General features: G+C 39.1%; 15 protein-coding genes. All 15 read right to left on the bottom strand.

Going from position 1 to position 16916, the window contains the following annotated elements:
- Positions 1 to 4: 4 nt before the first annotated feature.
- The gene (locus IM797_RS20225; RefSeq protein ID WP_228098990.1) at positions 5 to 607 is read right to left on the bottom strand and encodes a sugar transferase; all 603 of its coding nucleotides are present in this window, start codon (positions 605 to 607) and stop codon (positions 5 to 7) included.
- 8 nt (positions 608 to 615) lie between these two features.
- On the bottom strand, positions 616 to 1854 hold the full coding sequence (locus IM797_RS20220; RefSeq protein WP_194128998.1) for a DegT/DnrJ/EryC1/StrS aminotransferase family protein: 1239 nt from the start codon (positions 1852 to 1854) through the stop codon (positions 616 to 618).
- Between the two features lie 53 nt (positions 1855 to 1907).
- Complete coding sequence (locus IM797_RS20215) at positions 1908 to 2987, bottom strand: glycosyltransferase family 4 protein (RefSeq protein ID WP_228098989.1); 1080 nt, start codon at positions 2985 to 2987, stop codon at positions 1908 to 1910.
- A 26-nt stretch (positions 2988 to 3013) separates the two neighbouring features.
- Positions 3014 to 3877: a glycosyltransferase gene (locus tag IM797_RS20210; RefSeq protein ID WP_194128996.1), complete on the bottom strand. Its 864-nt coding sequence runs from the start codon at positions 3875 to 3877 to the stop codon at positions 3014 to 3016.
- Positions 3874 to 5013 (bottom strand): DegT/DnrJ/EryC1/StrS aminotransferase family protein, encoded by a 1140-nt coding sequence (locus tag IM797_RS20205; RefSeq protein ID WP_194128995.1) that lies wholly within the window; start codon positions 5011 to 5013, stop codon positions 3874 to 3876. Before IM797_RS20205 ends, IM797_RS20210 begins: the two co-directional genes overlap by 4 nt.
- Entirely contained in the window at positions 5010 to 6452 is a 1443-nt protein-coding gene (locus IM797_RS20200) for a lipopolysaccharide biosynthesis protein (RefSeq protein ID WP_194128994.1), read from the bottom strand. Before IM797_RS20200 ends, IM797_RS20205 begins: the two co-directional genes overlap by 4 nt.
- 12 nt (positions 6453 to 6464) lie before the next feature.
- Positions 6465 to 7457: an acyltransferase gene (locus IM797_RS20195; protein WP_194128993.1), complete on the bottom strand. Its 993-nt coding sequence runs from the start codon at positions 7455 to 7457 to the stop codon at positions 6465 to 6467.
- A gap of 11 nt (positions 7458 to 7468) precedes the next feature.
- The gene (locus IM797_RS20190; protein ID WP_194128992.1) at positions 7469 to 7996 is read right to left on the bottom strand and encodes a UpxY family transcription antiterminator; all 528 of its coding nucleotides are present in this window, start codon (positions 7994 to 7996) and stop codon (positions 7469 to 7471) included.
- Between the two features lie 213 nt (positions 7997 to 8209).
- Positions 8210 to 10453 carry a polysaccharide biosynthesis tyrosine autokinase gene (locus tag IM797_RS20185; RefSeq protein ID WP_228098988.1) on the bottom strand — a complete coding sequence of 748 codons (2244 nt, stop codon included), beginning with the start codon at positions 10451 to 10453 and terminating at the stop codon, positions 8210 to 8212.
- Positions 10454 to 10536: 83 nt separating this feature from the next.
- Positions 10537 to 11178, bottom strand: a complete 642-nt coding sequence (locus IM797_RS20180; protein ID WP_228098987.1) for a polysaccharide biosynthesis/export family protein — start codon at positions 11176 to 11178, stop codon at positions 10537 to 10539.
- A gap of 642 nt (positions 11179 to 11820) precedes the next feature.
- A complete protein-coding gene (locus tag IM797_RS20175; protein ID WP_194128989.1) occupies positions 11821 to 12189 on the bottom strand; it encodes a hypothetical protein in 369 nt (122 codons plus the stop codon).
- 182 nt (positions 12190 to 12371) lie between these two features.
- Complete coding sequence (locus IM797_RS20170) at positions 12372 to 12764, bottom strand: hypothetical protein (RefSeq protein WP_194128988.1); 393 nt, start codon at positions 12762 to 12764, stop codon at positions 12372 to 12374.
- Between the two features lie 66 nt (positions 12765 to 12830).
- Positions 12831 to 14051 (bottom strand): hypothetical protein, encoded by a 1221-nt coding sequence (locus tag IM797_RS20165; protein WP_194128987.1) that lies wholly within the window; start codon positions 14049 to 14051, stop codon positions 12831 to 12833.
- Between the two features lie 26 nt (positions 14052 to 14077).
- The gene (locus IM797_RS20160) at positions 14078 to 15112 is read right to left on the bottom strand and encodes a DUF5627 domain-containing protein (protein WP_194128986.1); all 1035 of its coding nucleotides are present in this window, start codon (positions 15110 to 15112) and stop codon (positions 14078 to 14080) included.
- A 26-nt stretch (positions 15113 to 15138) separates the two neighbouring features.
- Positions 15139 to 16914, bottom strand: a complete 1776-nt coding sequence (locus IM797_RS20155) for a RagB/SusD family nutrient uptake outer membrane protein (RefSeq protein ID WP_194128985.1) — start codon at positions 16912 to 16914, stop codon at positions 15139 to 15141.
- Positions 16915 to 16916: the final 2 nt, after the last annotated feature.

Here is a 16916-nt window from a genome sequence, read left to right as displayed (position 1 = left end):
ATGTTTAGATGTGCCAGAAAACACACCTAATTGTATTGGAGATAATTCTTAAATCAATCCACAAACTGTGGTGGTCAATGTATTTCAGATTTTGTTCAATTTTAGTTGGTATGATCGTATTGATGTAGAAAATTTCAGGATCTTCAGCAGCGGCAAGCAACTCACTCTCATGCACGTAATTAATTGATGCCCAATCGGTAATCCCTGGCTTCACATCCAACACTCTACGCTGACTTTCATTATACAGGTCTACGTATTTTTGCACTTCTGGCCTGGGGCCTACAAAACTCATGTCTCCTATTAAAATATTAAAGAGTTGCGGCAATTCATCCAGTTTATACTTCCTGAGCAAGTAACCCGCTTTGGTAATGCGGCAATCATGATCGCCAACAGTAAGCAGACCAGACCGGTCTGAGTCCAGGTACATGGTCCTGAATTTATATAAAACAAAGGCTTTGCCATTCATCCCAACACGCAATTGCTTATAACAAACAGGGCCCTTTGAACCCAGTTTCAAAATAGCAGCAATACACAAATAAACAGGGCTCAACATGAGGATACCCATGATGGCTAATAACAGATCGAAAATTCTTTTTGCATTCATCATCGTAACGATTAGATTAATACTTTTAGACCCTTTTCTACATTCAATGCCTGAACAGAGGATTCAACTGCGGCGATGATAAAATCCACTTCCAATTCACTTAACTGTGGATAAATAGGGAGGGAAATTTCACACGCATACTGTTTGTAGCTATTGGGATAATTCTCAATCACATATCCGATACTTTTAAAATATGTCAACATAGGCATCGGAATGAAGTGCACATTAACCACAACTCCCCACTTCACAATATTTTCTATAATCCGGTCTCGTTCAGACTCTGTAATATTTTTTATTCGCAACGGAAAAAGATGATAAGAAGCCTCACGGGTATCGTCTTTCATGGTAGGTGGAATAAACCAATCAAATGATTTGAAGGCCTCACAATACCTTTGGTATATGTTTTTACGTAAAGGCAGTAACTTGTTGGGGTACTGCCTGATCTGGGCTAAACCAATCGCCGCACAGATATCAGGCATATTCATTTTAAATCCTTTAAAAAGGATATCGTATTTCCAGTTTGCACCCATAGACTTGGCAAAAGCATCTTTATTCTGTCCGTTCAGTGAAAAAAGTTTTAAGAAACTATATTCAACCTGGTTATCGAATGGTTCCGGCAGGTTAAGGCAGATGCAACCGCCCTCTGCTGTGGTGATATTTTTCACGGCGTGAAAAGAAAAAATCGTAGCATCACATTGCTGTGCTGCCGGAGCCCCCTTGTAGGTTGCCCCAATAGAATGCGCAGCGTCAGCAATCAGCAGAATTCTGCCCATATCGGCCTGTCTGGAGCTGAAAGGAACAAACATACCTTTAATTTCCGGATCATTGACTACCTCTTTAAGCCTATTGTAGTTGCAAGGTAAACCAGCAATGTCAACCGCAATAATAGCCTTGGTCTTCGCTGTGATTTTTGCCCTTACCAATTCCGGATCGATGGTAAAATCATCCAGAATATCCACCATTACAGGCGTTGCACCACAGTGCAATACACACAAAGCCGTAGCACAATAAGAATACGCAGGCACAATCACCTCATCCCCGTCACCAATACCGAACCACTTGAGCATCATAATAGCCCCAGAGGTCCAGGAGTTGACACAAACCGTGGCTTTTGAACCCGTAAAATTTAACAGTTCGGTTTCCAATGCTTTTACTTTTGGTCCTGAAGTGATCCAGTTATTCCGAAGTGTATCCATCACTTCATCAATAACTGCCTGATCAATAAACGGCGGAGAGAATGAGATGTTCATAATTTTAGCATTTAGTATTTGGCTTGGTTAATCTGGAAAATGGGCCGATTCTTTTAAATGTGGCTTAGAACCAATTGTTCCCATTTGGCAGCGGTATTTTCTGTAGAATTTGTCTGATTGATCCGAATGGCATTTACTGACAATTTTGCCTTTAACGCCGCATCGTATATTAAGCCGTTCATCGCTTTATAAAGTGCATTCACTTCATTCGGTTTCACCAACAATCCGTTTTTTCCGTGGTCTATAATATCCGCCGGACCGAACTCACAATCGGCTGCGATACAAGCACAACCAAGACTCATGGCTTCGACGAGTGCATTTGGATAACCTTCATTTCTGGACGACAGCACAAATATTTCGGCTTGTCTGTAATACGCCGATAAATCTGCCTGAAATCCAATTAATTTTACTTTTCTTTTTAAGTGTAACCTTGCAATCTGCAGCTCCAAATTACAACGTTCGGCACCCTCACCGCAAATCAGGAGATCCAGATCTGCTATATCCATTTTTTTAAAAGCTTTAATCAACAAATCAAATCCCTTCTGAGGATCCAGTCTTCCTACGGCTAAAATAAATTTATTGGGGTATAATATCGACATTTCCGATGATCCAAAACGGTTAACCGGGTTGTTAATCACCTTAAAATTATGGAGCTCTTTAAAAGCGCTATTTTTTTTAAACGCTGCAATCATTCCGGTTGAAGGCACCACTATCGCTTTTGATCGGCCATATAATTTTGCCGCGAGTTTATTTAACATAAAACTAAACCGGTTAACCGTGTAATCTGGTGTGATCCTTTCAGAAACGAAATAGGGTATTTTAATAAAAAGACAACTAAGTCCGGTCCAGATGTTCGCGGAAGTCATGAAAGAAACAATTGCCGCTGGTTTCTCCCGTTTGAGTAGCAAGAATAATTTGAAAAATGTTCGCAAGGCATAATATAACCTGAATCCAAAAAATTGCTTTCTATCTTTATCGATCAGTGAATGTATCTTGATTTTAGGATCAAGAAAATAGGCTGGCTTTGCCTCGTTTAAACAGACCATGGTAACTTCGAAATTCTTTTGACAAAAATGATTGCCTAAATTTGAAATGACCCGTTCGGCTCCGCCACCATTTAAGGTATTGATCATAAAAAAAAGCCTGGATTTATGCTCAGCTACCATAATGCTGTAAGCGTTTGAACGGCACTGTTAAAATTTAAATACCGCATATCAAATAAAAAGTACTGTTTCAGGTATATCTTCAGCAGGGCTCTTTTCTGCACAGAAGAGTATTTGAAATTTCTTATGGTTAAATTGAAATCACTAAGCATCCGCGTTTTTCTCAGTTTTGGATTAATCATACTCCATATCCCTCCGGTGTGTAAACGATAACACGCCATCACTTCCGGCATTACGTATATTTTTTTTCCGGTACTGGCCAACGCATACAGTTTTAAAAGGGTATCGGTTCCATGAGTTTCGAAATACCAGTGGTGTTTAGTTACGCCCATTATTGCTTCAATATTCCTCATCATTAGTGAACATATTCTCGTTTCTTCCCTTTTCCCAAGTAAAACATCTTTATAATCAAACTCCAGGCTTACCGGATCCTTTTTTTCATATACCGTGTTGTCATTATCATCAATTACCCTGGTATGGTGGCAACACAATACATAATCCGCATGACCATCTAAAAATTCCGCTTGCTTTTGCAGTTTCGTTTTATCCGTCCAGAAATCGTCACCATCGCACATGGCGATATAGCGACCAGATGCGCGCTTCAGGATATCGACCTGATTATTGATGGCACCGATATTTGGATTGTGACTAATCAATTGTATACGTCCCGGGTATTTCCGGCAATACCCTTCAATTATCTCCCGGGTTCCATCTGTTGAGCCATCATCCCCAACAATAATTTCATAATCAAAATCGGTTTCCTGCATCAGAAAACTGTCTAGGGCCTGTGTGATGTACAGGTGATGATTATAGGTAATGCAACAAACTGATACCCTCATTTCCCGAACTAAGCTTTTCATGCCAACTGGTTATTATTTACCATCATCAAATCCTGTTTAACGTCATTAACCGGATTGTCATAGTTCTGAACCCGTAATATTACCCTGGTAATCAGATCAAGGTCGCTACAGGTTAAAGTATGATAAAGCGGCAAGCAAAGTATCCGTTTCGATATCGAATCACAAACCGGCAAATGGGTTGCCGTTACATAAGGCAGTTTTGCAAGCGAAGGATAGAAATACCGCCTGCAGTATACCTTTTCATTTTCCAATGCCTTTAAACAACGCAACATAAGTTCTTCGCTGTTAAAGAGCACCGGAAAATAGGCATAATTGTAATCGAGACTATCATTCAATTTTGGATACTTAGCTTCCAGATTGCTAAGTGCCCGCCAGTAATAGAAGGACAATAAACGCCTTTTATCTAAAATTTCATTGACCTGTTTTAGATTACAAAGTCCCATTGCGGCATGAAATTCACAGTTTTTCCCATTAATACCGAGCTCAGAAAACTCATCCGGTCCGTCGTGTCCAAAATTCCGCATCAAGGCCATCTTTTTCAACAAGTCAGGACATTGGGTAAATACAGCACCACCTTCTATTGTATGAAAAAGTTTAGTGGCATGAAAACTGGTTGTGCTGATGTCACCATATTCAAAAACCGATTTGTTTTTGTACTTGGTACCAAAGCAGTGTGCAGCATCGTAAATTACTTTTAGTCCGTAGCGGTCGGCAATTTCCTGTATGGCATCAATATCGCAGGGGTTGCCGTATACATGAGTGGCCAGAATACCAGTCGTATCCGGGGTTATAGCGGCCTCAATTTTTTTTGGATCAATATTGAAGGTTTCCCCGTCAATATCTACAAACACAGGTTTACATCCTTCCCATACAATACTATTTGTGGTTGCCACAAAAGAAAAAGGAGTAGTAATAATTTCACCCTTTAACCCCAATGCCTTAATTGCTATTTGCAAAGCTATTGTACCGTTAGCTACATAAAGCAAGTGCTTTACATCCAGGTAACGCTTTAAATTTAATTCCAGTTCGTTTACCAAAGGGCCATTATTAGTTAGCCATTGCCGTTCCCATATTGCACTCATGTATTCTCCAAATTCTTGAATTTTTGGAAGAAAAGGTTTAGTTACAGGTATCATCTTTTTAGGATTAATTGTTTAAAATCAGCTATAGGTGTTAGTTTTAGAATGGTACTGAGGATCGCATAACTCAGAAAATACACGGTTCCATTGAATAGCATCCTGACGATATCATTTAGATAAAGGGGAATGATGCAGAAGTGATCAAATAAATAACCACAAGCGCCTGCCATAAATGCAACTGCAATGAGGGGTAGCAGATCCCGTATCTGCTCAGTCATCGGATATTTGATGAGTTTACCGCTATACACCGAGTTTATGGCATAACCAATAAAATTGAACAAGAGTTGGAAATAAAGCAGCCCATAAATACCGAAGGGGATAACGGCCAGAATGCCCATTACACAAATTCCTTTTTTTAGCAGCTCCAACTTTAAAATCAGATCACTCCGGCCCTTTACCTTCAGGATATTCAAATTGTAGGCGTGCAATGGGTACATAATTCCTGCAAAACAGAGAATTTGAAAATAGGGAACCGCAGGCAACCATTTGCTGGTTAGCATACACCTAAACAATGGCTCAGCAACGATAGCCAGAAAAACCAATATGGGTGCATTCCAAAAGACAACCTGTTTCATGATTTTCTGGTATACCATTTTAAGCTTATCATCATCCTCTGTGATTTTTGCAAACATGGGGTAAGTAACCTTATTTACAATAGCAGATAAATTACTTACCGGCAACTGGCTTAAGGAATCAGCCCTTGAGTAAAAACCAAGTTGAGTAGCCGAGTAGTATTTTCCTATGATCAGGATGTAAATGTTGCGGTATAAAATATCTAATAAGCCTGTTAGTGTCATTTTGTATCCAAAGTGAAAATGTCTTTTAAAACATGCCCGGTCAAAAGCCAGTATGGGCAGCCAATCAGAAAAAATCCAATGCATCACAGTAGAGATTAAAGATTGAAACAGATGCATCCAAACCAGGCTCCAGACACCATAACCATGTAAGGCTAAAACAATTCCCAATAATCCGCCAATAAGTACAGCTGGAATCTGAATCGTCATCTGCAATCTGAAATTCATATCACGAGTCAGCTTTGCGTTCTGAATTCCGAAAAAAGCATTGATAATAAAATCAAGTGCATATATTCTGAGCACGAGTGTCAATGCCGCCTGCTGGTAAAATTCAGCAATAAATGGCGCTACAAGATACACCACGATATAGATCAACACACTTCCCCCAAGATTAAAAAAGAAAACAGTGGCATAGTCTTTTTCTTCCAGATCTGGGGTACGGATGATCGACGAAGAAAGACCACCTTCGAGCAATGAATTTCCAACAGCAATAAAAACAGTAAGCATCGCAATCAGGCCAAATTCTGCTGGTGTCAGCAGTCTGGCCAGAATTATGGTAATTATAAATCCGATTCCCTGAACACCAAACTGTTGTATAAACGCCCAGATCAAACCGGATACCGTTTTTTCTTTTAAGTCCATTAAAATATAAGGTTACAGGTTTAGGTACTGTTTACGGAGTGGATGGTAATTTCGCAAAAAGTGCAGAATAGGTTTCTCAATAAAATGCGTAACAATCCAGGCTAAAAACACCATAGAACTGAAAGTAATCAGTATAACCAAATATTCATTTGAGATGATCCGGTTAAGTTTCAAAATCAAAACATAACCAATATTCTGATGCAACAAATACAAAGGATAAGAGATATATCCTAAAAACAGGAATGGCTTAAACGTAAAAGCTTTCAGCAAGCCATAGGTAAAAAGATAAAACAGTAAAAAAATGAGCGAAAATACATACAGACATATTGTGGATGGACTTTGCATCAGCGCGGTAAGCCAGCAAATTGCAATCAGCACATGCTCATGCCAGTCTCCATTTTTCACCTTCAGGTTATAAAAAAGCATCCCCGAAAGGAAGAACATCCCATATTTCAAATTGAGCAAATAAGCACCAAAAGAAAATACAAATATTTGGTTACCTATGATCAACGCCAACCAAATCAGGGCTACTACCCGTATTTTAGTTAACAAACCGAGTTTGAACAATACGCCCATCAGGCAATAAAACAGCAGTTCCGGAACCAGCGACCAGTATGCACCGTCTATATTTTTAACATTAAACTGTCCCTGAACCATAGTCAGGTTGCCCAAAAGCACTAAAAAACTGCTAGTCCCAGCCTGCGGTTCATTGGACAGGTTTACAACAGCGAATGTAACACACGCACAAATCCAATAGCTCGGATATAATCTGGAAAACCTTTTGTAGGCAAAAGATTCTAATGTTGTATCACCCTGTAAGGACATGAAAATTACAAACCCGCTGATCATAAAAAATAACTGCACGCCATACTGCCCTATATTCCAGCTGTATCCCTCCATGAAATCTGCATTAAAATTGACTTTAAACCTGGATAAATAGTGGAATAACAGCACATTGAATGCAGCTACCCCCCTTAATACATCCAGTTCTTTTAGGCGTGTCATCTGTAAATATTTTAATTTACCGGAACCAGATTGCCGACAGCTACCGTAGTAATCATCATGCAGTTCAAACTTTCAATCAGCATCAATACATTTTTACCCTGAATTTTAACCACCTGCCCTTCTTTCTCCCTCATCAAACCATCTTTAATACGAACCAGGTCACCTACCGCAATACCCCGCATATTTAAAATTTCTGCTTGTGGAAAAACCAGGATGATATTTTTAATATTCTCAATGACAGACTCCCTGATTATCGCGGGCTTTCCCATGTAGTAAACAAAATTGATAAAACCATTGGTCATTCGTACTTTAAGTTCTTCCCAGGGATCTACGTAAACAAAAATATAGGAGTTAAACAAAGGAGTTTCGATTTCCTTCACACGATCTGCCCATTGGTGTTTTTCTTTTCTTAATGGACAATAGGAAATAATTCCCTGCATTTTGAGTGTTTGATCTACTTTTTTCTCCCATCTTGGACGGGTGTAGATTACTAACCATTTGCGCTGAGGCATTGGTTTGGAGGCATTTAGAATTTCCATATCAAATAAAAAATAGTGATTTTAACATTTTATATCCGCCGGATACAGCTTCGCTACCTCAGTTACATGAGTAGTTTTAATATTTTGATCGCAACACTTGATTTTGTGCAGCCTGTTTTCAACTGCGGTATTATTAGACAATTCTCTTCTTTTGCAACATGCAGACATCAAAGTAACACTGCAAAGTAACCGTTACACTTCAATACAACTCACTTATGCAGGATATGCATATCTTCCATATCTATGGACATTTCTATTTCCTTTTTTAGCATCATTAAAAACCAGCATCGGATTTTTGAGCCGGTTATTTTCACAGATGTCCTCGAATATGCCAAGTTCACGCTTATCTGTGTAGTTATACCTTACCAGGTAGATGCTGGCATCAGAAAATGGTGCCAGACTAAATGCATCAGCTACATACCCTACCGGCGATGTATCCAGAATAATGTAGTCAAATCTGGTTCTCAACTCTTCAAATAAAATATTCAACCGGTCACTCATCAATAGTTCAGATGGATTGTGCGGAATTTTACCACAACCAATCACATATAAACTATCGGCCGCGTTGGATTGGACAATGATGTCGTCCAGTTTCAATTTATCATCTGCCAGGTATTCCGACAGACCCGGGCCAGGGCTCATTTTCAAACTATTCACCAAATCGGGTTTACGAAGATCAAATTCAAGCAATACCACCTTTTTATCAATTAAAGAAAGTGTTATTCCGAGATTAGCGCAAAAGAACGTCTTACCTTCACCTTTAGTGCTGGAAGTAACCAGAAAAACTTTGTTGTTTTTATCAGCATCCATAAAATGTAGATTGGAGCGAATATATCTGAACAGTTCAGAAATGGTTGTACTTTTATCTTTGTGAACAACAATAGACTCACCAATTTTTTTATGACTCAATTCACCCAGAATCCTGATGTTTCCGTTTAAGTACTCCACATCCAGTATATCGTTTACTTTAGCATTTAGTTTATCCCTTCCATAAATCACAGAAGCAGGAATTACCAAACCAAATATGATACTCAACATATAAATCAACTGTACTTTAGGCTTAGCTGGAACACCATTATAAGCCGGTTTGTCTATCATTAAAGAACTCGGTATGGTAGCAGAGAGGGAGAGTTCCGTTTCTTCTCTTTTTTGAAGCAAATATTGGTAAAGTGTAGTACGAACCCCTTGCTCACGTCCACGCTCAATTAGCCCACGTTCTATCACAGGAACATTTCTCAATTTAGATTCATACAACTGAGATTTGTTGTTCAGACTGTTTTTTTCTACAACCAGTCCCTTTTTAATCATGCTTAGGTTTTCGAGTAAATTTGATTTTAAACTTTGCAATTGCGCTGTAATATTTTGAACCAATGGATTATTAACATTAGTTGTTCTAAGCAGCCTTTCCCGCTCCAATTGTAGGCTGTTATAACGTTCAGTTAAGCCTTGAAGCGTAGGGTCTTTCAAGCCTAGTGTGGTAGGTACCATGTCAAAAGTGCTTCCCGAGCCGTTCAAATAGCCGGTGATGGACTCAACCAGGCTTAGCTGAACTTCACTTGCTGCGAGTTGCTGGTTATAGGCACCTGAACTCTGCAAACTCATTTGTGCATCGGTTGCCAGTTCGGTAACGCTGTTGTTTTGTTTATAATTCTGAACTTCCTGCTCTACGCCAGACAAATCCTTAGTCAAGTATCTTAATTTATTGTCTATAAACTTAATGGTATTCAGCGCCATGATATTTTTACTCCTTACATTTTCCATATTGTAAGTATTGATCAGTGTATTTAGCAGCTGAATGCCACGATCCGGAATTGGGTCCAGAAGACTTAAAACGATAGTATTGGCATCTTTTATCACTGGCAAAATAGTTAAACCAGTCATGCTATAGGCTTCAGCTGCACGATACAAATTGACAAACCTGATTTGCACCGGCTCGTCAGCTATTTCAAATGCTGGCCCCTTAGTTACCACAATCTGATAACCTTTACCGAAAACGTTTTGGTTAAAATTATATCTTTTAGACACAACCCCGTCGGTGAGCAGGAACTCCTGATCGTTAATGATGCTCAAAGCAATTTTACTTTGATAGCCTTGAGGGCTCATCCTGACAACCTTAACCTTCAGTGGCAAGTTATTTCCATACAGTTCTTCATTCCTGAATATATTTTTGTAGTAGTACCTGGTTTCAAAACCAAGTTTAGCCAGCACATTGTAAATCAAATCCCTTGACCTCAGCACCTCCATTTCATTTTCTACTGTTTTGGATGTTTTGAACATATTTAAATCACTAAATGCAGTACCTTTAAACAGGCCATCACCTTTGGTATCTTCCTGAATTTGGAGTGTGCTGGTCACTTTATACAAGGGAACAGTACATTCCAGGTATAAATAAGCGCCCCCAACACTCATCGCCAACACAATTACGAATAAGTACCAGTTTCTTACATATTTCATCATATGTGACATTAGCTCTTGTTTATTTTCGTTAGGTTTTGCTTGTGAGACCATGATCAGCTGTATTTAGAAATTCACAATAAATTTTATTTTAATAATGTTGTTGCCAAAACTGCTACTGCCGAGATGGAGGCTACAATAAGTGGCATCAGCCTATTGCTATGGCTATACTCAACCGACTTGGTTTTATGTGGCTCGATATAAATCACATCGTTTTGTTTCAGGTAGAAATAAGGAGAATTAATTACATCTTTGTCATTAAGGTTTACACGTGCCATAACACGTTTACCCTCAGTTTCCCTAATCAGCAAAACGTTTTCTCTCTTACCATAAGGAGTTAAATCTCCGGCCATACCTAATGCTTCCAACATGTTGATGTGTTCATCATTTACAGTGAATGTCGATGGATGGTTGACTTCTCCGATAACGGTTACTTTGAAATTCTGATAACTGACATTTACAATTGAATTTTTAAGAATTCCTACAAGTTGCTTTTCAATCACTTTCTGCGCATCGTCTAAAGTTAAACCCTTAAGTTTAAGTTCACCCAGAACTGGAAAATTAATAAAGCCATTACTGTTTACCCGATACCCCTCTTTTTCGTAAACACCACCAGGGCCAATATTAGCAGGCATTGATGCAAATAATAAATTAGACTCCGGACTTGTGCTGTTTACGGAAATTCGTAAAATATCATTCACCAGAATCCGCGGTTCTGTATCTTGCATCACCGTGGTGTAACTTTGTGTTGTCGAACTCAAGTTACTAAAATATACAAGGTTTCTTCTACTTGAACAACTGCTTAAGAATAGGAAAATGGGCAGGCAACAAATGTATTTTAATTTCATTTTGATTACTTTAGATAAAACTCAATAAATAACCTGTTAATTTCAATACTTAAATCTATGGCGATATTATGTTATAATCTAGTGATTTAATCAGTTGTAAAGTATATTGTAAAATTTCACACTTCATTTCTCACTTGTTGTATAACCCGTTACACACTTTTGCCTATCAGAAAAAGTTCATAGTTTGTGAAAGTTGCTTGGGTAGGTTATGTAAGGTTCTTTAAGATAATGAGTTGAGCGTTATTGTTATTTGTTGTTCTCGTCCTGGTACTCAGGTTTTCCTGAGTTCATTTCAGGATCTCCTCACGTAAGTTTTTCCGGCCTGCCCCAGAATGGCGTTCAGTTGAATTCATACCCAAGGCTTCTGCCCAGGCCAGTTAATAATTAGTTTACACTGGATTCAAAAAAGGTGAATAATATTTATCAAAAAAATCCAGGTAGTTAACTACCCTTAGGAGGTATCTGTTAAGACACCTCCGCTTAGCATAAATCAACTGAGAATCGTTTAATTTATAAGTATTTCTACCAGTTCAATTGAACTAGTCCAATCGCATTATAGTTACAGGCTATACCCAACTCCAATGTATACCAATAATCAGTATAAAGTCCGGTATTACCAGTTCCGCTTCCAAAATTATAGAAATGAACGGTCGATCCACCGTGTTTAAGATAAGCAGAACCTACAGGAGGACTTGCAATTCCTGCATTGGTATATGAACAGCTGAAATAAACCTGACAATACGAATTGATATTGATATATTCAGATTTTTGCGCGGGATATCCCATACCGGATTCTGGAGAGGCCGCCATAATCCCGACCCCATTGTTATACGCAAAGCTGCTGGTAACGCCAGTAAAAAGCGCTACGACAATTAAGATGATTTTTTTCATGTTTTGAGTTTTAATAGGTTAATAAAATGTTGATCAGATGCTTTAGGGTTTTCTTATAGCTCAAGCACGCGAGACTTAAAGTTTGAGTTTACTATCCAATGCACTTTGGACAGTATTAATAAATTGAATTTAAAACAATACAAGCTAATGGGTTCGAATGATCTAATATTTTCCTATTGATTTTAAATTTGCCCCCAGTTTAAGACCACTGTTCCGCTGGAATTCCAGCACTCCATATAAACAGTTAATGATTGCCGGTAAGATGCGGTTGTCGGATTAACAATCCAGTGGGTGTAACTTGAAGGGCTACTTACATAATCGTATAAAATTGTATTACCATTTTCAACAACACCAATATCCAGATATCCGCCAGGTTGATGGTTACTCATATTATATGAAAGTGAAATCCAATCCACATAAGTATTGATATTTGCATATAGTGTTTTATTATTTACCTGGGCGGCGCCATACTCATCAAATCCATGAAAATTCCATGATTCAAAGCTTTGCCAGCCGGCAAAACTGCTCGAAGCAGTCAAAAATAAAAGGGTAAGAATTAAAATAGTTTTTTTCATAATTTTAGTTTTTAGTAATGTAATTAGCTTGTATTGTAATTTTTTAAGTCGGTTATTTCAGACTCGTTATTTTCTTAGCTTCGACAAATAAGCTTTTAACCCATTATTTTCTATCGGATATTGCTCTTTAAGCTCATTCTGCAGACTTAGGTGCTTACTTTCGGGAGTAACAGTGTTGGGAAAAACATGGCTCCTTCTAAAGTGTTCAATAAAAATATTTTCCTGGTAAGCCTTTCTGAACCTCAGGTAGTCCTCATCGGTTTCTACGTTCAGTTGCTTCGCCAAGGCAAATAAATATTGTGTTATGATTACAGATTGAAGCATTTTCTTCACATCTGAGGGATTAGTCAGCGATCCCATAAACACCGGCTCATTGTCAACAAATTCTTTAAAATCCGAGGCCAGATAGGCCAAACGTTTTCCAGAGACAGTATATTCCATCAGCTTCAGTTTAGGATTTATACTTGGCCAGCTCTTATTCGCCACGTCAAATCCGGAAACGAGCGCCACAATTGCACGATCATAAAACATGGGCTTAGCTTTGTAAAAAAGTTGCTTTTGGTTCTCCAAAATGTATTTTTGAGTCAATGCAAAAAGAAGTTCTTTCCTAACATCCGCCTTTTCATCCTGGTAAGCTTTTTGAATAAATGGTTTAACGGATTGTACATGTGAGTATATGTATCCGTTTTCAGTTTCACCAGACCCAACAACATCTCCTGCTTTAAGCGAGTCAGAAATTTTGACATACTTACAAAGTGGGTAAAATGGATATCTTAGTTTCATTGTAAAAACTGTTGCATATTTATCAACAATTGCATTTTTACGAAGCAGATCAAAATCATGCTTCAAAATTTGATACTTTTTTGCAGTACTTGGATCAGACAACCGGATGATTTCGAAAGTGTACACCTGAGCGCGTTTATGATAGCCATCAATAATCGCTTTTTCTGTCAACTGAAGTAGAGGTTTAACTTTTTTATTCCAGACAAAACCGTCTTCCCTTGATACATAAGCACGCGAAGCATAATTTAAAAGCAGGTTTAACTTACCAATTGTATCATATCGATGTTCTATTGCAAATGCAAGTATTCGCCCCTCCTCGATCAGCTTGTTTTCCAGTTCATGATTACTCAGCAATTTATATTTGTTGCTCATTATTTTTACCTTGAGCTGGGCGGTAGTGAGTTTATACCGCCCCAGCTGAAGAACCACTTTTTCACGGTCGCCTGTTTTACATGAAAATATAGTGGATACGAATAACATGACCATCAAGGTTTTTAAATTCATAGAATCGGACATAGACCAATGAAAGATTACTTCTTTTCTACATCAAAATATTCCGCTTTTATACCTCTGTCGCGTACAATCAATGTATCCTTGGTGACATAACTTATGTTCTGCGGCTTATAGCGTAAATTATAATCCAGGTAAATCGCACTCCGGTCTGATCCACCAATGCTGTTTTTCTCCCCGTTAGAGACAAACTTGCCCGTACCAGAAATATCAAAATCGGTATTTGCGGTACTTACCGTACATGTCCCATTATCCGCAAAAGTCAATAGAAGGTTGACAGTAACATTGTTACCGGCAGTATTTTTAATGGTTAGCGGCAGATTGGCAATTTTCAGAGAACTGGTTGAAATATTCACAACCTGGTTATTTTCAACATAAGGCGTATGACGTAAGGTCGAAGTGACAGTCCCGTTAGCCTGAGTGATCTGATCTATGCCTTTTCTTAGGTAGTTTCCATGCCATGGATTTACATATTTAATCCCATACAATACATAATCTTTAGGTCTTGTCGCCCAGTTTGAATTCACAAAAGGTGATGGATTATTCACAAACGGCTTTCCTCTTAAAATAGAATCAGCTCCGCTCACCTTTGTCATAACCAGGGGGATCACGTAATTTCTGGTTAAAGATTTTGGATCAGCAAAAAAAGCGTCAGTCAATTGTACCACTACACCACCAAGAATGCTTCCTGCCGGGATTGTAATTTGATTGGAAACCAATTGATAGTATTGTGATGGCAGGAGTTCTATTTTGGAGCCGCCGTTACTGTAATAAAGATTATTAAGCATTGTCCCATCAACCGCAACATCGATTACCACATTCTTCTTATTCTCATATACTCCACCCATCGTAGCTTTGATCTCTACCTTTCGCTGGTTATCCAACGTATTATCCACCAGCAGATCCTCTCCCAGTTCCAGTGTCCTTAAAGGATACTGGCTGGCAAAATACACGGTTGAATAATCAAAATCAGGATAAACTACTTCGTTGTTCTTACAGGAAGCCATTAGCCCCGCAACAACCGCAAGTCCCATATATATTTTATTCATTTTCATAATTTACTTTTTTAATGAGTCTAATGTTATTTCCATCCTTTACTTTGCAAAAGCTGGTTATATTTGAGCACTTCTGAATTTGGGATCGGCCCATAATACATATAGTCCTGATAAGAACGTGTCTCCACAACATTAATGGGTGTGTTTACTGCACCATTTACATTAAGCCCCCGGGTTGTTTCATTCAGTTTACTTAAGTCAACTTTCCAACGACGGAGATCCCAGAATCTGAAGCTCTCGAAACACAATTCCAAACGACGCTCATTACGTATCAGGTCCCGCATTTTGTCTTTATCAACTTTACATTCTTCCAGATAAGGATCATTGGTTAGGCCAAGAGCCCTTTTGCGAATAGCCTTAATGACATCGTAAGCTGAATAGGCTCGAGTGCCTGTACCAACCGGTCCAAAAGCTTCATTTGCAGCCTCTGCATAGTCCAGGTACATTTCAGTATATCGGATACGTGGTGTGTAATGGGTATTACCACTGATGGATATGGGATTACGGTTAACATTCATCCTCAACCGCTTCTTCATGTAATAACCAGTACGTGTGGAGGTCGCTCGGACATTGATTCCGTCATCCGATCCAGACGAACTACCCGTCTTAATCACGGTATTAGATACGCCAGCAGTACTTCCGTTATAAATGATATAACTTGTAAGCCTTGGATCCCGGCCAGCATACGGACTTGCGGAATTGAAATTTGCATTTGGATGACCAATGGGGTAGCCGTTAGCCATGGGAAAAGCCTCTACAAGATTTTGGGTTGGGTTCATATTCCCGTTACCAAAAAGCGAAGGTGGAAAATGTGCTGCTTCCTGATCACTGTTATTTTGTTGGATATTTTCTCTCCATATAATTTCAGCTGGATTGGCACCATTACTTGCACCATCCAATTCTGAAGCATTGGCATAATAAGTAATGCCTGTTGCTGGCAAAGCATTTACCCCACCTTTGTAATCAATTACAGCTCCAGCATAATTTGCCGCATCTGCCCAGGTAGCGGTATTGGAACTGTGTTGAAAAGCAGGACTGGCGGCCAGCAATGCAACCCTTGCACGGAATGACTTAGCGATCAAACCATTAAACAACTGTCGTGCAGGAGTTCCCATCACACGGCTATACGTTTCCGGATTTTGCGTAATGTTCCTGAAACGCTCCGGAATCAAAGTTGCGGAATTGATGTCGGCATACTCCAGCGGAAGATAGGCTTCTGCACTATCTAAATCTTTATAAATCTGCTTTACACAAGCTTCAAAACTTGCACGCGGCACATTGAAATTCGATTCGATGGTCTGGTATTCCGTAACGATGGGTACGCCCATCAGCTGACCATCAGCAGTAAACCCGCCATGATTGCGCAGCAGAAAGAACATATACAACGCGCGCAGGCCCAAAGCCTCCCCCCTCATCCTCGTATAAAATAGCTTCGCAGCAGCTGGATCATCAGCCCATTTTACTTTACCCATATTCTCCAGAAAAAGGTTGATGTATTGCGTGGCTTCATACGATTGGTTCCACACGGAAGCCGGATTATTGGACGCAGTCCATGAACCTGTAGCCAATTGAAGATAAGCATGGCTCAGCTGATTTGTAACAGCATCATCCGTAGCGTATTCCGAATTGTCATAATAGGCGGGAATAGTCCTATATGCATTCATTAGAAAACCTTGCGCATAATTCACATCGGTATACATCTGCTCTATGGTCTTCAGGTTTTCCGGCTCAGGGTCTACAATTTTCTTGCAGCTTGCAAAAACAAGAACTGCCAGGCCCATCATTATTAGATTAAATTTCATAT

This window comes from Pedobacter sp. MC2016-24, assembly GCF_015223055.1.
GTDB lineage: Bacteria > Bacteroidota > Bacteroidia > Sphingobacteriales > Sphingobacteriaceae > Pedobacter.
Note: the sequence above shows the minus strand (reverse complement) of the source record. Positions and strands in the feature narration are given on the sequence as shown.